Consider the following 20,663-nt stretch of genomic DNA (forward strand, 5'->3'; position numbering starts at 1 on the left):
GTTTCAAGGCTGATTCTCCGGCGCGTTGGTGTTTTGAGCGTTGGTAGCAGGTGTCGTTGCCAGACTCGGTGACGGCTTTGGTTTGTCGGCCAACCAATCGGCTAACACCTCAGGTGCGCCGCTATGGGTACGGCCATCTGGAGCGATCAGAAACGGCACGCCCTTCAAATCGAACAGCTTTGCGGTGACTACGGCCTTTTGCAGCGGCTCTTTGTTGCACTGGCCGGGTGGCTCGGCTGGTAATCCGGCGTAATCCTGTTTCAACAGGCGGTCGCGCACCGCGTCTTTGGCTTTGGTATCGCTGGAGCCCAACTGACACGCCAGTTGCACGACGAGGTCTTGCGATTCAGGGCCCAGGATCGGCACCATCACCAGTTTGAAGGTGTACTGGTCTTGCAAGGCTTGCAGGTCTTTCATGACCTTGCCGCAGTACGGGCAGCGCGGATCGATGAACACCAGGACTTGGCCTTTACCGTGGCCGACCGTAAGCGCGCCGAGATCGTCGGCCTTGAGTTTCATCCGCGACAGGTCGATGCGGTTGGCGATTTTGTCGATATCCGCCAATTCCTTGATCTCCTGTTGAGTCCAGATGTCCATCAATTTGCCGCCGTAGAAGGCAAAGCGGCCGTTACTGGATATAAACACGGTTTGCTCGCCGGACTTGACCATCTTGAGGCCCGAGATCGGCAAGTCTTGCATGCCGTCGATTTTGATCGACAACAGGCCTGCGGCAATATCCGAAACCGCTGGTTTTGGCGGATTAGCGGCCAGCGCAATCGATGTGCTGAGTAGCGAGACCAGTAATAAAGGTATGTGGCGTAGCGTCATAACGACCTTTGGGTTTTAGTTAATGAATTAGCTCGGTGACTTCAGCTTCAACGCCGTGCCTTTTTGCACGATGAAGTTGACCTGGCGGGTGGCATCGACTTCGATGACCGGGTAAATCTCCTCGGCCATGTCCATGTAAAAGTGCGACAGTCGTTCCATGGCGAAACCCGCGCCTTTCAGCGCACCGCCTTCCATCGACTGTGAGGAAAAGGCACTTTGGAACGGTGTGGTGCCGGATAGCGCGCCTATTCCACCGGTCATCAGCACCGGAATCTGATTGCGTCCGAAGGCATCGGAAAAACCGCGCAGGAATCCGGCCATCATGGATTGCGCGAGCAGGGCGCCTTGCTTGGACACCACTCGGCCACGCACACCGTTTTTGCCGTCTTCGCCGGTGGCATAGGCATTCATCGGTACTTCGATCACGCCACCATCTTGGCGAACACAGGAAAAGGTCTCGCCGCGAAAGTAGGCCCGCTCGGCACTTAAGTCACCAAAGCCGGCGGCCAGCAAAAAACACTCCCTCACATCGGCATGGAAACGGTTGGGCAGAATGGCTTCCTTCTTGATGCGAAACAGCACCGGCATGGGTTCTTTCTTGGCTTTGCGGCCAGTCGGGGCATCCAGACCATTCAGCAATACGCCAGTTAAAATGCTGCCGGCCGGGATGAAGACGTCGCTGTTGGTGTGGGCGCGGTTCGAGGGGCTCCGATCAGAGGTTTGCGCTGCCTCCCTGTCTTTAGTATTAGACTGCTCAGCGCCTTCCTGGATGACGCGAATCTGCATCGCTGTCGGCGCCTGACTGTTGGCTCGTCCTCCCGAGACGCCGGCATTGCCCGGTGTCGGTCCAGGAATCGCCGCTTGCTCGAAGACGCGGTTGAGATCGTCTTGTCCGTTGTCGAACGGTGGGTTGCTTGGGCGGCGGTTTGGCGGTCTTCCGAGTGCAGATGGTTCTAGTGTGGATTGAGTGACCTCGCTTGGGGTGCCGCTCGTTGACGGTGTGGAGGCTTTGTTCTTCAACGACTCGACTTCACCAGTGACCGCTTGGAGTTTGGCTTCATAGGCTTCACGCTCCGCGGTGGTCCATTGTTTGAAACGCAATTCGTCGGATAGCTGTTCTCGCTTTTGTTGTTCTTCGATCGCGGCCAGCCGGCGGGCTTGCTCGTCGTTCTTTTGCAGCAGATCGCGTAATTGCGCGGAAATGCCGTCGATACCCAGCGATCGGGGATCGCTATCGGTCAGGATGTGTTGGATGGTGGCCTGTTTACTCAGCGGTTTGCTGACTTCCGGGGTGACGGTGGCCAATGCGATGATGACCGCCAACAACACGGTACCGATGCCGCCGACGGCTAGATTGCGTTTGGCGGTCGGACTCAAGCGTGTCCACCAGGTATCAACGACCGTCATTACCGTTGCCCTCCGTTCAATAATGAGGGACGCAAACTGACTGACGCCTCTGGCGATTGTCGGACCACGACATACAACTCGGTGGCTTCCTGCGGTTTCAACACCACGTTGGGCCAGACCGAGACGGCGAGCACGTCTTGTTGGGTCGTCGCGCAACTGCGTTCGTCGAACTCGAGCATCTCGCCGCCGGTATTTTTGGCAAGCCCCACCAAAATCAATCGATCCTGGCCTTCCAGAACTTGACCGGTTTTTATCTGCACGCGATCTTGCAGGCAGCGAATTTGCTCCTGGGGTTTAGGTTTGCGTAGCGAATAACCGGCTGGGGTCTTTTGCAATCCCAAATCCCGAAACAAGGTTTTCAGTTGGCTGATGTAGGCTTGTTCATGTTGGCTCGAAGATCGACTCGCGCCATCGGTGCGCTGCCACTGGTTCAACAACTGGTAACTTTCCTTATCCAAATCGAGATGGATTTCCCGCGCCGGAATGCGTTTGGGGATCAGGGTGAGCGACAGGGCGATGTCCTGGTTGTCGCCGGGCGTGATGTATAGCGTGACCGGCGTTTCGTCGGCGGTGGCGACATAAACGATTTTGCCTTTAGTACTAGTGGTGGCTTGACTGGTGGTCGTGACTACCGGATGTTCGAATGGCGTGACCAGACGATTCAAGTGACCTACAGCAATCGGCATCAGTTCGTTGATGCCGGGTTTAACCGCGATATGCTGGGGACCGATTGATGTGTTTGATGCTGCGTTTGATGCTGCGTTTGATGCTGCCGCTTGCTGTTTGGCAGCTTTCAAGACGCTGGCATCAACCGGCGGTAACTCGATACCTAAGTCGGTCTGAGACGGTACAACGGGTTGTGATGGCGATGAGGGTGACTCTTCGGCCACGCTGGTGACCGGTGGTAATACCGTCACCGGTAAATCATCGCTGGCCCAAGCGCCATTGGCGAGGGAAAGTAATAACCAGGGGTACAACAATCGTTTCATGGTTGAGCCTCATGCGGTTGGCCTTGAGTGGCTTTCAAACGGGCCAAGGTTCTGGGGGAATCCGGATACACGTCGATGTATTCCAGCCGGGGCCGATAGTTTTTGATGGCGATGATGAATTCGTAGGTGCGTGGTTTGACATCGGGTTTGGAGCTGGGGCCCTGGCTTTTCAGTTCGCCGCTGACGAAGACTTTGTTGGTCTCGGCTTCGTAATCGACGTGACGCGGGGTGAAACTGATCGCGACCCGATCCATTTTGATAGCCTTGATTTGATCGCTCATGGCATCCAGGACACTGCGGTAAATATCCGGCGCCAATAATGGCTCGACGGCGGTTTTCAAAAAGTCGGCATTGGCTGGCGTGGTGTTGCCAAGCAATTCAGCCAGGAACAAGCCCCAGGACTCTTTGAACTCACTGGATGCCTGGCTGCGGGTGACTTCGACTTCTTGGGTCAAGGTCGGCGGCACCAGGATGATGCTGCGTTCGGTGCGCCAGGCGGCCAGCGAAGTGATCATGCAAATGACCAGCAAGCCAATGATGATGACGCGGCTAAACCGGTTCTCGGTCTCGTGGCCGTCCCAGGTTTGCAGAAAATCCGACCATCTCATGGCAGGAACCGGCGGATGTAGGGATTGGGAATGGTCTGGGCGCGACTCGGCAACAAACCCAACCAATACATCGCGTGCAAGGTGTAGCCATCAGGCCGGTTATCGCGGAAACGCCGGTAAAACTTGACCGCAATCAACCCAAGCGCCAAGCCAGGAATGAACTGATCGATCAACATGCCGGTCAGCATGCTGACCATGAAGGGTACAATCTCGTCCGCGCTCCACAGCAAAATGTGGATCGGATCGTCGATCGATTGGGGGATGGCAACGGGTTCCATAATGACCTCCGCTTGGGATGGCCATTATTGTGAAGGGACATTTGAAGAGTGCTTTTGCAGCTGACGACGAATTTGACGTCAGCTGCGGAAGGTGTAGGAATTTTAACTTAATGGTTGATGCCAGGCGCTTTTTATTACCTGTGATTGTCAAAATCATCCGTGATGATTGAACTGCATCCAATAGTTCTTGATCAAGAGTTGTCAAAAAGGAGAACCGTTTAGAATACAAGTTCGAGAGAGACTGTGCGCCCATCTTTCCTAGAAAATAGGATTCAACGGTCGGGAACGACGGGACGGATTGATGCCTCTACTAATATCGCTATCTCGTTGAGTAGGTATTTTCGAGACAGAAACATTTCTGAGCACATCGCGAGGCGATGTGAAAATTGATATGGAATTATGAAATCGCTATGCTTTGTTCTGCGCTTTTTGCTACCCATGTACAAGGCAACAGTCCCTAGCCCCTAATCAAAGGAAAACGGTCATTTGAAAGAGTTACCCTCTCGCGTAAATCCAACCCAGCTTTGAAGTGGGTTGTATGCCGAATAGGTAAACTCACTTGTTCGCCCGTTTTGGGGTTACGCCCTATGCGAGCGGCTCGCTGGATAACTGAGAATCCACCAAATCCACGAATTTCAATTCGTTCGCCTCGTGCCAGATGATGGATCATCGCATCAATTATTACATCAATTGCTAATTCGACATCGCGTTGCATCAAATGCGGCAATTTAAGACTGATGCGTTCGATAAGTTCAGACTTTGTCATTCTAAGGTGTATGTCCAATCGGTGATTTGTAACAGTGGGTGTTGGTGATTAGATCATTACAGCGCTGGCAATGTCTTGCCACCCTGTTCGACGATCACGGCCTGCTTGAGCAAATCACTGACAGAGGGATATTGATCGTACAGGCTGCCAATGGCTTGATAATAAGCCATCGTATCGAATGGCTCTGAAGCTTGTTTCCGGATCAATTCAGCCAGCCTTGACCTGAAATCCGGTGAAACGGTCACCATGCGAAGGCCTTTAACCCTTTTGGTGACTGGATCCACCAAGACCAGATTAAAAGGCAAGTAAGTATCACCCTCTTCAATCGACTCATCACCCGCTAGATGAATGGTAAACGCCAAATCTGACCAATCCAGAAAACCCTCGATTTTGAATAAAAACAAAATGAGCCCGGCTTTTGCGAATAACGCAAACGAAGTATTCCCGTTCAGAAAGGCTTGGATTTCTCGAGGAGACGCCGAAAAATTAAACGTCAGCAACGGCGTGCCATTGGCCAGGATGATACTCATGCCTTCCGCAGGGATGTCATGATCAAAGCGTTCACCCACGCATAATTTCAAATATTCCATTTCGGTTGTACTCATGAGACAGAGAGGTATGAGCCTAGGAATAAGGGAGAGGCAATGGCTCACCTAAAAGCCGCACGTTTTCTTCAATATCAACAGCAACACAACGATTCGCTTGGATCGCCTCGGCTGTAAAACTCAGAACTTGATCTGACAGACACCTCATTCAGCGTATGTCAGATTGTTTGCGCTGTCCGATGTTTCAGCAACCGGGATGGTTTTTTCTGTTGCTAAATGCTTTGCTTCACGGAAGGTTTGCATGGGCGTTTTGCCGTAGCAATATTTTCCGCTGTGTGGGCGTGTTTCATTGTATTTGGTGATCCAGTGGTCGACGTCAATCTGTAATTCCTCCAGCGAAGTATAGATTTTCTTTCTGAAGGCAATGTCATAGAACTCTTGCTTCATCGTGCGATGGAACCGTTCACAAATACCGTTGGTTTGGGGATGATTGGCTTTGGTTTTTGAATGGTCAACATCCTCCATCGCCAGATAGAGTTGGTAGCTGTGGTTTTCAATCTTGCCACAATACTCTGTCCCTCGGTCTGTCAGGATGCGCAACAGATCAAGACCTTGCTCGTTAAAGAAAGGTATGACGCGGTCATTCAGCATATCCGCCGCGGTAATGGCTGTTTTCTCAAGATAAAGCTTGGCCATGGCCACGCGGCTATAGGTGTCAATGAAGGTCTGCTGGTAAATACGCCCAACGCCCTTCATGGTGCCGACGAAGTAGGTGTCCTGCGCGCCCAGATAGCCGGGGTGATGGGTTTCAATCTCCCCGTGAGCCTCTTTTTGAGACTTCATGTTTTCCAGCGCGGCAATTTGGTCTTCGGTCAGTAGAATGCCTTCCTGCGCCGAGCGCGCCTCCAGGGCTTTCAGCCGCTTCTTCAGGGTTTCCAGATCGTTCCGCAGCCAAATGGAGCGTACACCGCCACTGGAGACAATAATTCCCTGTTGCAATAACTCCTGACTGGCACGCAGCTGACCCAGCGCAGGATTCTCTATCGCCAGCGCAATCACTGCCCGTTCGACATGTTCGGGGACACGGTTCTTGATAATTGGCTTGCGCTTGCTGATCTCACGCAAAGCCTCCTCGCCGCCATTCTCGTAAAGCTTCTTGAAGCGATAAAAACTGTCGCGGCTGTAGCCCATCGTCTTACAGGCCTGGCTCACGCTCCCAAGCTGCTTGGCTAACTCTAGCACCCCAAGCTTCGGTTTGATGATTTTCTGTTCGATGTTGGTCATATCTCAATCTCCATTTTGGTCAAGTTATAATCAAAATGTCAGATCAAGTCTTGTGCTTTACACCTCGGCCAAAGCGTATTCATCCTGGCACAAGTAAACATTCTGTTCACAGGCTGAACAATAGCGAACGTCCTGATTATCCGTTCGAGCCAACTCGTCCCATTTTTTATCGCATTGTTTGCCAAAGATGCAGTTTCTGATTACGCCCACTTCGAATTCCTTGAAGCAAAAAGTTTGATAACTCGACCCTGTCAGCCGGTACAGGTTTTTAGTTTGACTGAAAAATCCGCAATGCCGAGTTTAAATAACTGTTTCGCGGCTGCGTCCAAGGTTTTAAATTCCTTGGTTTCACGTTTCGTCGTTTCCAGCGGTTGTCCGTTGATGACCACCATGTAACCTTGAGCCATTACGGCATAATGAACTTGGACTTGCTTTACCGCATTGGCATCAAGCAAAACCTTCACCTCGCGTTCAATCATACGTCTCCCTTGATTTTCGGATCGCCGGATGGGATCGGCTGTTCCCACGATTCAAATAAATCTTGTTGGTCGACTAATACCAGTAGATCACCCGGTTTTACGTTCAGATAGCGACACAACTTGGCAAGCACCTCACGATCAAAACTTTTCACCTGATCGTAGTAATAGCGATCTACCGTGGCCCGCGCAATGCCGGTCGCGTGACATACGTCGGCGACTTTTAGTCGTTTGGATCCAAGGATCGTTGACAGTCGGCAGGTGATCATATGTCTTTTTGATAAAAAATTAATCGATCTCGATGAATTCTTGTAATGATAGAATTAATAACACGCCGTGACAAGGTTTCTAACTTGTCGGGTGACATAAAAAATGAAAAGTGTGCCAAATTATTGAAAAACTAATGCCATAAATAATGAAATAACCCGACAGAACTGTCCGGCTAAAACAATCAAGCAGCCTTTCAAGGTCATGCTCGCTGGTGTTTGTTCCTAAATGCTTGAATTATTTTGGATGGCGAGTATCCTTTATAAGGAATGGTTACCCTACTCCGCTTTAAAACTTGGCTTTCTATTGTGCTGATACTCGCTGTGCTCGGTCATTTTGGTCTGGGCCATCGAGATGTGTCGGCCTTTGTGCTGTGTTTTGGGGCTGATGGTCATATTGCTGTAGAGAAAACTGGAAAAGACCAATTCGCTAGCGTAAATACTGTCACTCGTTTCAACGATGAGACCAATGCTTTTACAAGCGATGACGCTGATCCCTGCTCGTCGCCTTGCACTGACATTCCTATCGATGGCGATGATCACATTCCCCTACAATTGACAAATTTGTCAAAAATAGCGATTGATATTGGACTTTTGCCGGTATTTTTCCTGCTCTCACTGCTAGTCCTTTATGCCAAAGTCGTTATTCGGCAGCCGGCATTTTTTGACCCGCCGTTTACCGATTCCCGACTGCTCGCCCTGCGCAGTACCGTTTTACTAATTTAGCCACCTCTCCTAGCCGCAATTCACTAGCCGATGGCACAAACTCACTTGTGTCTGTGCTGACGTTATTTCTATGCTACGGAGAAATTTTCCATGTTCTCAAATTATGTGCGGCCACTTGGCGTTGCACTGTGTTTATTGATCACAACCAGTCAGGTCGACGCGAGTCCGCCAAACAGCACGCTATCGCTCACTCAGCTAAGCGAGTTGACTCCAAACGATCCTAATCGGTCAGTTCCTGAGGAACCGACCGGCTCCCTGGTTTTGTCTCAAGCCTTGGCCTTAGCGTTAACCCAAAACCCAGAACTGTCCGCCTTTTCCTGGGAGAGCCGTGCACAGGAAGCGGCCACCCTCCAAGCGGGCTTGTTTCCCAATCCCACTTTCAATGCCAATGCAGCAAACTTTGGTAATCAGGTCATCAAGGGCTTCGATGGCGATGTCGTTACCTTGGAGCTCAGCCAATTGATTGAATTGGGCGGTAAACGTACCGCCCGCATGGAAGCGGCATCTCTGACCAAGCAATTAGCCGATTGGGATTACGAAACCAAACGAGCCGATGTACTCACTCAAGTTACGCAGGCTTTCATTGACGTGCTAGCCGCCCAACAGCGCTTGGCGCTAACACAGCAAATTCATGAATTAGCCAATCAGACAACGGTCACGACCTCTGCGCGAGTGCAGGTCGGCAAAGTATCGCCCGTTGAAGAAACCAAGGCTAAAGTTGCTCGCGCTTCGGTGCAAATTGAGCTGATGCGTGCCCAGAAAGAACTGGAAGCCGCTCGCAAGCGTTTAGCCGCTGGCTGGGGCAGCACAACACCGCGCTTTGAGGCGGTGAGCGGTAATTTGGAAAGCATACAAGCACCGGCTTCCCTGGACTCATTGATGCAACGCCTCTCCAAAAATCCGGATTTAGCCCGTTGGGCCACCGAAATTACCCAACGCCAGGCACTCATTACGATGGAAAAATCCAAAGCCATCCCGGATGTCACCGCGACCGTAGGTGCCAGTAAATATCTGATGCCCAATGATTACGCCTTAGTGGTTGGATTTTCAGTGCCATTGCCGGTGTTTGACCGCAATCAAGGCCGTATTCAAGAAGCCGAGCATCGGTTGACCAAAGCGGAAGAGGAATTGCGCAGCACCGAGGTACGCATCACCACGGCATTGAACACTGCCTATCAAGCCCTGGATACCGCTTATTCCGAAATTATCACCTTGCAGCAAGACATTTTACCGGGCGCCCAAAGTGCTTATGACGCCGCTCACGAAGGCTATCGTCTGGGCAAGTTCGGCTTTCTGGATGTACTGGATGCGCAGCGCACCCTGTTCGGCGCTAAAAATCAGTATTTACTGGCTTTGGCCGAATATCACAAGTCCGTGGCCAGCGTGGAACGTTTGGTCGGCAGTAATATGAACGAGACAGTGGCGGACAGCCAACCCGAGGTATCACCATGAGCACGATTAACAAAAAACAATGGACCGCTATCGCTGCAATTATCGTGATCGGCCTATTGCTCAGCTTATTTATTCTGAGCATCGATAAATCGATGCCCGAAGGCGAGGAACATGGCGAAGAAAGCCATGCGGCGGCTAAAGTCGATAGCGCTGAAGACGAGGATGACCCTAAACATACCAATGAAGCCAAGCAGGCCCAAGGCCCGCACGGCGGCGATGTTTACAGCGCCGGTGACTTTAAATTGGAAATCCTGCTCAGCGAGGAAGGTGGTGAGCCGCACTTTCGCGTTTATCCATTCAATCAGGATAAACCGCTTCAGCCAGATGCCAATCAACTCTCCGTGCAACTGAAGCGCCCAAGCGGCGAGCAACAGCGCATCGAGTTCGAGCCTGAAAAAGCCTATTGGCAGAGTATCCAGGCTATCGACGAGCCCCATGTCTTTGATGCGAACGTGACGGCAAGGCATGATGGTCAAACGTTTCAGTTTTCTTTCAGTAAAGCAGAAGGAAAAGTAGCCTTGACCGATCAGCAAATCGCCGAAACCGGTATCTCGATTCAGAGCGCAGACGTAGCGCGCATCATAAGCTCAGTCACCCTGCCGGGTGAAATTCGCTTCAATGAAGATAAGACGTCTCATGTGGTACCGCGTTTAGCCGGTGTGGTGGAGAACATTTCCGCCAACCTGGGCCAGCAAGTCAAACAAGGTCAGGTTATCGCGGTGATTGCCAGTACCGCACTGTCCGAACAGCGTAGCGAGTTACTGTCGGCACAAAAGCGCCTGGAATTAGCGCGTGCCACTTTTGCTCGGGAAAAACATTTGTGGGAAGCGAAAATCTCTGCGGAGCAAGATTACCTGCAAGCCCAACAGGCGATGCGGGAAATGGAAATCGCCGTTCAAAATGCCCAGCAGAAATTGATAGCACTTGGCGCAAGTCCGACAGTATCAGCCCGCAACGACGCACTCAACCGCTACGAAATTCGCGCACCGTTCGATGGCATAGTGGTCGAGAAGCACATTGCCATGGGAGAAGCGGTCAAGGAAGATGCCAGTATCTTCACCATTACTGATTTATCCTCCGTATGGGCCGAAATTATCGTCTCGGCGAAGGATCTCAATGTCGTGCAAGTCGGCAAACAGGTCAACATCAAGGCCACGGCGTTCGATTCTTCGGCAACCGGTACGCTGTCTTATGTGGGCGCATTGATGGGCGAACAAACCCGCACCGCTACGGCTCGCGTGACGCTGGACAATCCGCAGATGGCCTGGCGACCTGGATTGTTTATCACGGTAGAGTTGCCCACCAAGGAAAGTGAAGTGCCGGTCGCGGTTGCAGCCGATGCCATTCAGATGATCAAAAACAAGCCGACGATTTTTATTCGCGTACCCGGCGGCTTTATTGCTCAACCGGTGACCACCGGACTAACGGATGGCAACGTCACCGAGATCGTGAAAGGACTCATGCCCGGTACCGAATACGCTGCCAATGGCAGCTTCGTCCTTAAATCCGAGCAAGGCAAAAGTAGTGCCGAGCATTCCCATTGATCTCCAGGAGTTCGCATCATGTTTGAACGAATCATTCGTTTAGCGATTGAGCATCGCTGGCTGGTTATCCTGGCCATCCTCGGTATGGCTGGGCTCGGTATCTTTAATTACTCGATTCTGCCCATTGACGCCGTGCCGGACATCACTAACGTTCAGGTACAAATCAATACCACGGCACCGGGTTATTCGCCTTTGGAAACCGAACAGCGGATTACTTATCCCATCGAAACCGTTATGGCGGGTTTGCCGCATCTGGAACAAACCCGGTCGCTTTCGCGTTACGGCTTATCGCAGGTCACGGTGATTTTCCAGGATGGCACCGATGTTTATTTTGCTCGGCAATTGGTGAATCAACGTATTCAAGAAGCCAAGGATAAACTGCCTGCCGGTATTACGCCGGCGATGGGCCCCATTTCCACCGGTCTCGGGGAAATTTATCTCTGGATAGTCGAAGCCAAAGAAGGTGCCAAAAAGCCGGACGGTTCGCCTTACACCGCGACCGATCTACGTGAAATCCAGGACTGGATTATCAAACCGCAACTGCGCAACGTGCCGGGGGTCACCGAAATCAATTCCATTGGCGGCTACGCCAAACAATATCAGGTGGCACCGATTCCGGAAAAACTCGCCTCCTATGGCATGACTTTGAAAGACATCGTCACCGCGCTGGATCGTAACAACAATAATGTCGGTGCCGGTTACATCGAAAAGCATGGCGAACAATATCTGATTCGTGCGCCGGGCCAAGTGCATTCGATAGACGATATTCGCAATATCATTCTGGGTAATGTCCAGGGCGTGCCTATTCGTATTCGCGATGTCGGCGAGGTCGAAATCGGTCGGGAACTACGCACTGGCGCCGCCACCGAAAATGGCCGAGAAATGGTGTTGGGTACGGTTTTCATGCTGATCGGCCAGAATAGCCGTGCCGTCTCGCAAGCGGTCGACAAAAAGATGGCGGAAATTAACCGCACATTGCCAGAAGGGGTGCAGGCTGTGACTGTCTATGACCGAACGGTATTGGTCGATAAAGCCATCAATACGGTCAAGAAGAACTTAACCGAAGGGGCGATTCTAGTCATTGTGATTCTGTTCCTGTTCCTGGGCAATATTCGTGCAGCCATCATTACAGCAATGGTCATACCGTTGTCGATGCTGTTCACCTTCACCGGCATGGTGACGTATCAGGTCAGCGCCAACTTGATGAGTCTGGGGGCGCTCGATTTTGGTGTGATTATCGACGGTGCGGTGGTGATTGTCGAAAACTGTGTGCGGCGGCTGGCCCACGCTCAGGAGCATCAGGGGCGTTCACTAACACGTAGTGAACGTTTTCATGAAGTGTTTACGGCCTCGAAAGAAGCGCGGCGAGCACTGTTATTTGGTCAGCTGATCATCATGGTCGTGTATTTGCCCATCTTCGCGCTGACCGGGGTGGAAGGCAAAATGTTTCACCCGATGGCGTTCACGGTGGTCATTGCTCTGGTGGGGGCCATGATATTGTCGGTGACCTTTATTCCGGCGGCTGTGGCACTGTTTATCGGCGATAAAGTCGCCGAAAGGGAAAATGTGGTGATGCTGAGTGCCAAGCGTATCTATGCGCCGGTACTGGATAGCGTCATGAGCAACAAACCGGTGATACTCACGCTTGCGGTGGTTGCGGTGATTCTGTCGGGCTTGTTGGCGACGCGGATGGGCAGCGAGTTTGTGCCGAGCTTGAATGAAGGCGATTTCGCCATTCAGGCAATGCGTATTCCTGGTACAAGTTTGTCGCAATCGGTCGCCATGCAGCAACAGATTGAACAGGCTCTGAAGCTGCAATTTCCCGAAATCGAGCGAATATTTGCACGAACCGGTACGGCTGAAATCGCCTCCGACCCTATGCCGCCGAATATCTCAGATGGTTACATCATGCTCAAGCCACGCGAGCAATGGCCTGATCCCGATGAATCAAGAAACGACCTGTTGGCAGCAATACAAGCGGCAGCCAACAAACTACCTGGCAACCTCTACGAGTTTTCCCAGCCTATCCAGTTGCGCTTCAACGAACTGATTTCAGGGGTGCGTAGCGACGTTGCCGTTAAAGTGTTTGGCGATGATATGGATGTATTGAATGACACGGCGACTGAAATTTCAGCGGTCATGGAGGCGATTCCCGGTGCATCCGAAGTGAAAGTCGAGCAAACTACCGGCTTGCCGATGCTGACACTCAATATCGACCGGGATAAAACTTCGCGCTACGGCTTAAACGTGGGCGATGTGCAGGATGCAGTAGCAACTGCGATTGGTGGCACCGAAGCGGGCACCTTATTTGAGGGCGACCGGCGTTTCGACATTATCGTGCGACTGCCAGATAACCTGCGCAGCAATCTGGATGCCATCAACCGCTTGCCGATCCCATTGCCGCAGGGGCAAAACCGAGATGGACGAACCAATTATATCCCACTGGCCGAAGTAGCCAGCCTGGAAATGGCTCCCGGCCCTAATCAAATCAGCCGCGAAAACGGCAAACGCCGAATCGTCATCAGTACCAACGTGCGAGGCCGCGACATTGGCTCCTTTGTTGCCGAGGCCGAACAAAAGCTGCAACAGAAAATCAAAATTCCATCCGGTTATTGGACAAGTTGGGGCGGACAGTTTGAACAGTTGCAATCGGCGGCCCATCGCTTACAAATTGTGGTACCTGTAGCATTAATCCTGGTTTTCACACTCCTGTTCATGATGTTTGGCAATGCCAAGGACGGTTTACTGGTCTTCAGTGGCATCCCCTTTGCGTTGACCGGCGGCTTGGTCGCACTTTGGTTGCGCGATATTCCGATGTCGATTTCGGCGGCAATCGGCTTCATCGCCTTGTCGGGTGTGGCGGTATTGAACGGATTGGTGATGATTGCCTTTATTCGTGGTTTGCGCGACGAAGGCATGTCACTGGATAAAGCGATTGTTGAGGGCGCGCTGACCCGTCTTAGACCAGTGTTGATGACCGCATTGGTGGCCTCGTTTGGTTTCGTGCCAATGGCTATTGCCACTGGTACCGGCGCAGAGGTACAGCGCCCGCTAGCCACCGTGGTGATCGGCGGCATTCTCTCGTCAACGATGCTGACATTATTGGTATTACCCATTCTCTACTGGTTCGCGCATCGCCAAGACCAACCAATAAATCCCATGATACCGGGAATACCGCAGATTGATTCCCATGAGGATTAAACGATGAATACCTGCAAGTCATCAGAAAAAACCTGTTGTTGTCCCGGCGAAAAACCGGATAACCACCAAACAACGCCATTAAACTCGTCGAGTGGGATGACGTTCAAAATCGAGGGACTGGATTGCGCCGAAGAGGTCGCCACGTTGAAAAGCGCGATAGGCCCGCTCGTGGGGGGGAGTGACAAGCTGGCCTTTGATGTTTTAAACGGTCGTATGACGTTGTTGCCTGATGCCGAGCTTGTGACTGAAAAAACCATCATCAAAGCCGTAGCGGCAACAGGCATGCAGGCGGCTCGTTGGCAGTCCGGTCAGGTCGATGCCGATGCCAAACAACTTCACCGTTCGAAGACCGTTTATACCGTACTTAGCGGTGTATTTATCCTGACGGGCATGCTGATTCATATCGCCATAGCCGGCGGCTTTGTGGATATTCAAACCGTTTTCAGCTCGGCAAAAAGCGGAACTCTGCAATGGGACGTGGTTACTCGCTATCTGTATAGCTTACTAAATGCTCATGCTCAGCAGGCGATGCCTTTGCCTGAAAAAATCGCCTTTGGTTTAGCGGTGGCTTGCGGTGCGCGGCATGTGATTGTGAAAGCGTTTTATGCCTTGAAACGCTTACGGGCGGATATGAATTTGCTGATGACGATTGCGGTTATCGGTGCGATGTTCATTGATGAATGGTTTGAAGCAGCAACGGTCAGTTTTCTGTTTGCGTTGTCTCTGGCGATTGAGAGCTGGAGTATTGGCCGTGCCCGGCATGCCGTAGAAGCCTTACTGGATTTAGCCCCATCGACGGTGACGATCAAGGATGAAGCCGGCCAGGAATGCGTGGTACCTGCCGCAGAAGTCAGCATAGGGACCCGTTTCATATTAGCGCCTGGGGCTAAAATCCCCCTGGATGGCAACGTAATTGCCGGTTTCAGTTCAGTCAATCAGGCGCCGATTACCGGTGAAAGCATGCCGGTTGCCAAACAAGTGGGTGACGAGGTGTTTGCCGGAAGCATTAATGTTGAAGGAACATTGGAAATCCGATCCACCAAGCTGGTTTCGGATACCACCTTGGCGCAGATTACCCGTCTGGTGGGCGAAGCCCATGGTAAACGAGCCGAAGTCGAGCAATGGGTGGAGAAATTTGCGCGTATTTATACCCCGGCAGTAATGCTGGTGGCGTTGACCATGTGCATCATTCCACCGTTATTTTTCGACGGGGCCTGGAGCGAATGGTTTTATCACGCCTTGGTGTTGCTAGTCATCGCCTGTCCCTGTGCATTAGTCATTTCGACACCGGTCAGTATTGTCGCGGCATTGGCATGTGCAGCCCGACAAGGCATTCTAATCAAAGGTGGTATTTATATTGAAACACCTGCTCATCTTCATGCGATTGCCTTTGATAAAACCGGCACACTGACTTCTGGTGAGCCCATAGTAACCGGTGTTTATCCATTCAATAGTCATACCGAAGAAGAACTTTTAAGCCGCGCTGCCGCACTTGAAGCACGAAGCAATCATCCGTTGGCAAAAGCCATTTTACGCTATACGGAACAACACGGTATCAACGTGGCCAGCGCAGACAATGTGACGGTTCTACCGGGTAAAGGTGTCACCGGAGTATTTAATGGCACGGATTTCTGGCTGGGATCGCGCCGCTATTTATTGGAACGTAGTCAGGAAATCCCGGAAATCAGTGAAAAAGCAATTGCCCTTGAACAAACAGGGCAAACCGTGATTGCCATTGGCAATGATCGGCATATTTGCGGTCTCATTGCCGTTGCTGATCAACCACGGGCCAATATTAAGTCAATTTTGCAGGCGTTGAGACAAACAGGAATCCAACACCTGGTGATGTTGACCGGTGATAATCGAGTGACGGCCAATAACATTGCGGCCCAAATTGGTATTGATGAGATACATGCCGAATTGTTGCCCGCCGATAAAGTGGAGATCGTCAGTCAAATGGTCGAAAAATACGGACAGGTAGCGATGATCGGGGACGGTGTCAACGATGCACCGGCGCTGGGACGTGCTAATTTGGGGATAGCCATGGGCGTGCTGGGTTCTGCTGCGGCCATCGAAACAGCGGATATCGCCTTGATGGGCGACGACCTTTCCAAACTGCCTTGGCTGATTGGGCATTCAAAAAGAACACTGGCTATTATTCGACAAAATATTACGTTTGCACTGACGGTCAAGGCTGCGTTCGCCGTTTTAGCCTTTGCCGGTGTGGCTACCTTATGGGAAGCCATTGCTGCCGATATGGGCGCTTCTTTATTGGTCGTAGCCAACGGATTAAGATTACTTCATCCCAAAAATACGGCTTTTTAAATGGCCTGAACTTAATTAAAGACCGCTTTAACATCGTCAAAGCGCCTAGACATTACCATTTCAAGATACCTTTGGAGATAACCGTGAAATTAAAATCACTGATTCCTTTAGTTTTAGCTGAGTTCCTATTATCCGCTTGTAGCTTCATAGAGCCCCATGCCATGGACACCGACCTGAACATTCAGCATGTAGCACTAGCGAAGCACTTCGAAGACGAAGCGAACGAATTACAGACCAAGATTGAAGAACATAAAAAATTTCTCAATCAATTTGAGTCACAACGCTATGTGTACGGTAGACATGCGAACGATCTCAAAGCACACAGCCAAGAAGTGATTGATCTTTACCAGCAGGCCGTTACTGCAAACCGGGACATGGCAGAAATGTTGCGGGAAGCGAATCATTAGTCGTCCGAAATCTAACCACTATTTCCAGATTTTTTAGACGGGAAATATTTCAATATTTGTGGCGCAAAATCCGGAATATTTCATTATTTGTGTCGCAAGTGGGTGTGATGTGTGCCACGAATAATGGAAAATCACTTCAAAATCAATCGACCATTTTTCACTTTTTGTGTTACCCGACATAACTTAGGGAGAAGCAACAGAATTTGGGGATAACAATTCAGCGGCAGTAAGATTAAGGCTATTGCGTTGCAGTGTTTTAATCTGCTTTAAACAAACCTAGGATTTCTGAACCCCATGTCAACATCGATTAGTTCGAATTTTTATGCCTACCTTTCGCGCTTGAGATGGATAAAACGCTGGGGGCTAAAACGCAACGCCCACGAAGAAAATGTCATGGAACACAGCTGGGAAGTGGCTGTCATTGCCCATACCTTGGCGCTCATCAAAAACCGCTATTTTGAAGGACAGGTCGATGCCAATGCCGTGGCAACCGCGGCCCTTTACCATGACGTCACTGAAGTCATTACGGGTGATATGCCCACACCCATCAAATACCATTCACCCGCCATTCTCGGTGCCTACAAGCAAATCGAGCAGCAAGCGGAACAAGAGTTATTAAATCTGCTGCCTGAAGCATTACAACCCGATTTCCGGGCTCTGATCGATCACCAGCAAATGTCTGAAGCGCATCAGAAAATCATCAAAGCGGCTGACAAGATATCCGCCTACCTGAAATGCCAAGCCGAATTGAAAGCCGGCAATGCTGAATTTGAAATGGCTGCCGAACAACTCGAACGGGATATTGAAGCAATGGATCAGCCTGAGGTCAGATTTTTTATGTTGTCCTTCGCGGCTAACTGCGGCCTGACACTCGATGACTTGATGAAAAAACGCTAGGGATAGCGAACTTAGCATGGATTTCCAACCCAGCCCATCACATTCTGCCGACAACCCTGTTGAGAAACTACACGGCTCCATCGAGCGCGTGACGTTCCATAGCGAGGCCTCGGGATTTTGCGTGTTACGGGTCAAGGTCAAAGGTTATCGGGAACTGATTACCGTGATCGGTTCGGCCGCTAGTGTCACAGCGGGTGAATACATCGAATGCCTGGGTTGCTGGGTCAATGATCGCCAACACGGCCAGCAATTCAAAACCATCTCGTTAAAAATCGTGCCGCCGACCACGTTGGACGGCATCGAAAAATACCTCGGCTCCGGGATGGTCAAAGGTATCGGTCCCCATTTTGCCAAAAAGCTGGTCAAGGCCTTCGGTGAGCAGGTGTTCGATGTTATTGAGCAAGCACCCGTGCGTCTGTTGGAATTACCGGGGATTGGTAAGAAACGCCAGGAGCGTGTGACCAGTGCTTGGGCTGAACAGAAAGTGATTAGGGAGATCATGGTCTTTCTGCAATCGCATGGTGTCGGCACCTCGCGTTCGGTGCGCATTTACAAAACCTACGGCGAGCAGGCCATCGAGAAAGTGCGAGAAAATCCCTATCGCCTGGCACTGGATATTCACGGCATCGGCTTTAAAACGGCTGACACGCTGGCTCAGAAGTTGGGCATCGGCCCGCAATCGCTGCTGCGTGCCCAAGCAGGAGTCAGGCATGTCTTGCAGGAATGGTCCGGCGAAGGCCATTGCGCCGCGATTCGCAGCAACCTTTGCGAAATGGCGGCGAAACTACTGGAAATTCCATTACCGATTATCGACCAAGCGATCGCGGCGGAATTAACCGAAGGCAATTTGATCGCCGAAATCGACGGCAGCGACGAATTCATTTTTCTGACGCCTTTGCATCGCGCTGAAATCGGTTGTGCCGCCAACCTGAACCGATTAAATCAAGGTAATACGCCGTGGGGTGTGATTGACGCGGAAAAAGCCATACCCTGGGTGGAAGAGCAAACCGGCATGACCTTGTCGCAGTCGCAAGCGGCTGCCGTTCGATTGGTACTCCAGCATAAAGTCTCGGTGATCACTGGCGGTCCCGGTGTCGGTAAAACCACGTTGGTCAACAGTCTGCTCAAGATTCTCAAAGCGAAGCGCGTTAGGATTGGTTTGTGTGCGCCGACGGGACGAGCGGCAAAACGCTTAGCGGAATCGACTGGCATGGAAGCAAAAACGGTGCATCGTCTACTGGAGTTTGATCCGACGCAGTTCGCGTTCAAGCATAATGACGAAAACCCGTTGGATCTCGATTGCTTAGTGATCGATGAGTCGTCGATGATGGACGTGGTGCTGATGAATCAGCTGTTAAAGGCCATACCGACGGAGGCTGCGGTTTTAATTGTCGGTGATGTTGATCAATTACCGTCGGTCGGTCCTGGATCCGTGCTGGCAGATATCATCGATTCCGGGCAAATTGCCACCGTACGTCTGACCGAGATTTTCCGCCAGGCCAGTACCTCCAAAATCATTACTAATGCGCACCGGATTAACCACGGGCAAATGCCGGTAGTGGATAAGACTGAAGCTCTTAGCGATTTTTATTGTCTATACGCTGAAACACCCGAGGAAATTTTCGCTAAATTGATGCAAGTCGTCCTCGAACGGATTCCGCAGCGATTCCACTTTCATCCAGTCAATGACGTGCAAATCCTGACGCCCATGAATCGTGGCGGCCTAGGGGCGCGGTCGTTGAACATCGAATTGCAAGCTCGGTTAAACGGACACAGCGAACCGAAGATTACCCGTTTTGGCAATACTTATGCGCCGGGTGATAAGGTGATTCAGCGGATCAACAACTACGACAAGGACGTGTTCAACGGCGACATTGGCGTGATCAAATCCATTGATCTTGAGGACAGCCAGGTCAAGATCCTATTCGATGATCGGGAGGTAGACTACGAATTCAGCGATTTGGACGAAATTTCGCTGGCTTATGCCACCAGTGTGCACAAATCGCAAGGCTCCGAATATCCCGTGGTGGTCATTCCGATGGCCATGCAGCACTTTATGCTGCTGGAACGCAATCTGCTGTATACCGGCGTCACGCGCGGCAAACAACTGGTCGTCGTGATTGCCCAACCCAAAGCGCTGGCGATGGCTGTCAAGAATCAGCAATCACAGCGCAGGATCACTCATTTGGCGGCCAGGCTGAACAATGTTGCGTGACTATTGTTAAGGTTGAATTTGTCGAGAACGGCCATTTGCTGACTGCCAAGCTTATTAAATCAATAGCAGAAAAGGTCCCGGGAGCAGTCATTAATTGGCTACATTCAGCAGAGGAGCGTAGCGGAATCCGGTGCAACAGCAAGAAGTTAGTCTAGCCTTGCTTTTATTCCGAGCCTCTGTACCCAGGGACTCCGTTTCATTTAAGTTCCCAGGCCGTCAAAACCCTAATCCCGAAATTCGCCGCATTTCTGATTCCGGTTTCTGTTACCCAATTCCACCAGGCAAATTGATATTTACTACGACCCCATGAATTTAATTTATATTTTTTTAGCAATAGCATTTAAGACTTCTTTAATCAACTCAAGATGAGTCTTATCAATTTCTATTTCCTTCGCATTGTCGTTATTTGTGGAACTAGCCTGAATACTAACTAGCGATGAAACAAGGGC

The 20,663-nt window shown here is 51.1% G+C and carries 18 protein-coding genes; 8 read left to right on the forward strand and 10 right to left on the reverse strand.

Features of this window, described 5'->3' with window-relative positions; all coding sequences use genetic code 11:
* Positions 1–3 precede the first annotated feature (3 nt).
* The 10 genes from AC3B8H_RS01490 to AC3B8H_RS01535 all read right to left on the reverse strand — a co-directional run bounded on the left by AC3B8H_RS01490 (position 4) and on the right by AC3B8H_RS01535 (position 7,450).
* Positions 4–828, reverse strand: a complete 825-nt coding sequence (locus tag AC3B8H_RS01490; protein ID WP_488439853.1) for a DsbC family protein — start codon at positions 826–828, stop codon at positions 4–6.
* A 27-nt stretch (positions 829–855) separates the two neighbouring features.
* Positions 856–2,235: a TraB/VirB10 family protein gene (locus AC3B8H_RS01495; protein ID WP_488439854.1), complete on the reverse strand. Its 1,380-nt coding sequence runs from the start codon at positions 2,233–2,235 to the stop codon at positions 856–858.
* Positions 2,235–3,224: a TraK protein gene (locus AC3B8H_RS01500; RefSeq protein WP_488439855.1), complete on the reverse strand. Its 990-nt coding sequence runs from the start codon at positions 3,222–3,224 to the stop codon at positions 2,235–2,237. The genes AC3B8H_RS01495 and AC3B8H_RS01500 overlap by 1 nt, the downstream gene beginning before the upstream one ends.
* Positions 3,221–3,832: a TraE/TraK family type IV conjugative transfer system protein gene (locus tag AC3B8H_RS01505; RefSeq protein WP_488439856.1), complete on the reverse strand. Its 612-nt coding sequence runs from the start codon at positions 3,830–3,832 to the stop codon at positions 3,221–3,223. The genes AC3B8H_RS01500 and AC3B8H_RS01505 overlap by 4 nt, the downstream gene beginning before the upstream one ends.
* Positions 3,829–4,110, reverse strand: coding sequence for a type IV conjugative transfer system protein TraL (gene traL, locus AC3B8H_RS01510; protein ID WP_255187177.1), 282 nt, complete (start codon positions 4,108–4,110; stop codon positions 3,829–3,831). Before traL ends, AC3B8H_RS01505 begins: the two co-directional genes overlap by 4 nt.
* A 457-nt stretch (positions 4,111–4,567) precedes the next feature.
* On the reverse strand, positions 4,568–4,876 hold the full coding sequence (locus AC3B8H_RS01515; protein WP_488439857.1) for an integration host factor subunit beta: 309 nt from the start codon (positions 4,874–4,876) through the stop codon (positions 4,568–4,570).
* 56 nt (positions 4,877–4,932) lie between these two features.
* Positions 4,933–5,481 carry a hypothetical protein gene (locus AC3B8H_RS01520; protein WP_488439858.1) on the reverse strand — a complete coding sequence of 183 codons (549 nt, stop codon included), beginning with the start codon at positions 5,479–5,481 and terminating at the stop codon, positions 4,933–4,935.
* 144 nt (positions 5,482–5,625) lie between these two features.
* Positions 5,626–6,705: an IS481 family transposase gene (locus tag AC3B8H_RS01525; RefSeq protein ID WP_488439859.1), complete on the reverse strand. Its 1,080-nt coding sequence runs from the start codon at positions 6,703–6,705 to the stop codon at positions 5,626–5,628.
* 251 nt (positions 6,706–6,956) lie between these two features.
* A complete protein-coding gene (locus AC3B8H_RS01530; protein WP_054758235.1) occupies positions 6,957–7,184 on the reverse strand; it encodes a hypothetical protein in 228 nt (75 codons plus the stop codon).
* Positions 7,181–7,450: a helix-turn-helix domain-containing protein gene (locus tag AC3B8H_RS01535; RefSeq protein WP_488439860.1), complete on the reverse strand. Its 270-nt coding sequence runs from the start codon at positions 7,448–7,450 to the stop codon at positions 7,181–7,183. The genes AC3B8H_RS01530 and AC3B8H_RS01535 overlap by 4 nt, the downstream gene beginning before the upstream one ends.
* A 267-nt stretch (positions 7,451–7,717) precedes the next feature.
* On the opposite strand from AC3B8H_RS01535, the gene AC3B8H_RS01540 reads away from it, so the two are divergent.
* The 8 genes from AC3B8H_RS01540 (at position 7,718) to recD2 (ending at position 20,214) form a co-directional block, all read left to right on the forward strand.
* Positions 7,718–8,173, forward strand: coding sequence for a hypothetical protein (locus AC3B8H_RS01540; RefSeq protein WP_488439861.1), 456 nt, complete (start codon positions 7,718–7,720; stop codon positions 8,171–8,173).
* 90 nt (positions 8,174–8,263) lie between these two features.
* Positions 8,264–9,625 (forward strand): TolC family protein, encoded by a 1,362-nt coding sequence (locus AC3B8H_RS01545; RefSeq protein ID WP_488439862.1) that lies wholly within the window; start codon positions 8,264–8,266, stop codon positions 9,623–9,625.
* Positions 9,622–11,169: an efflux RND transporter periplasmic adaptor subunit gene (locus AC3B8H_RS01550; RefSeq protein WP_488439863.1), complete on the forward strand. Its 1,548-nt coding sequence runs from the start codon at positions 9,622–9,624 to the stop codon at positions 11,167–11,169. Before AC3B8H_RS01545 ends, AC3B8H_RS01550 begins: the two co-directional genes overlap by 4 nt.
* Before the next feature lie 18 nt (positions 11,170–11,187).
* Positions 11,188–14,370 carry a CusA/CzcA family heavy metal efflux RND transporter gene (locus tag AC3B8H_RS01555; protein ID WP_488439864.1) on the forward strand — a complete coding sequence of 1,061 codons (3,183 nt, stop codon included), beginning with the start codon at positions 11,188–11,190 and terminating at the stop codon, positions 14,368–14,370.
* A gap of 3 nt (positions 14,371–14,373) precedes the next feature.
* Complete coding sequence (locus AC3B8H_RS01560; RefSeq protein ID WP_256611982.1) at positions 14,374–16,695, forward strand: heavy metal translocating P-type ATPase; 2,322 nt, start codon at positions 14,374–14,376, stop codon at positions 16,693–16,695.
* An 83-nt stretch (positions 16,696–16,778) separates the two neighbouring features.
* A complete protein-coding gene (locus AC3B8H_RS01565) occupies positions 16,779–17,102 on the forward strand; it encodes a hypothetical protein (RefSeq protein ID WP_256611983.1) in 324 nt (107 codons plus the stop codon).
* Positions 17,103–17,396: 294 nt separating this feature from the next.
* A complete protein-coding gene (gene yfbR / locus AC3B8H_RS01570; RefSeq protein WP_488439865.1) occupies positions 17,397–17,999 on the forward strand; it encodes a 5'-deoxynucleotidase in 603 nt (200 codons plus the stop codon).
* 16 nt (positions 18,000–18,015) lie between these two features.
* The gene (recD2, locus tag AC3B8H_RS01575; RefSeq protein WP_488439866.1) at positions 18,016–20,214 is read left to right on the forward strand and encodes an SF1B family DNA helicase RecD2; all 2,199 of its coding nucleotides are present in this window, start codon (positions 18,016–18,018) and stop codon (positions 20,212–20,214) included.
* Positions 20,215–20,663 lie beyond the last annotated feature (449 nt).

The sequence above is a fragment of the Methylomonas sp. BG-2 genome (genome assembly GCF_057766305.1).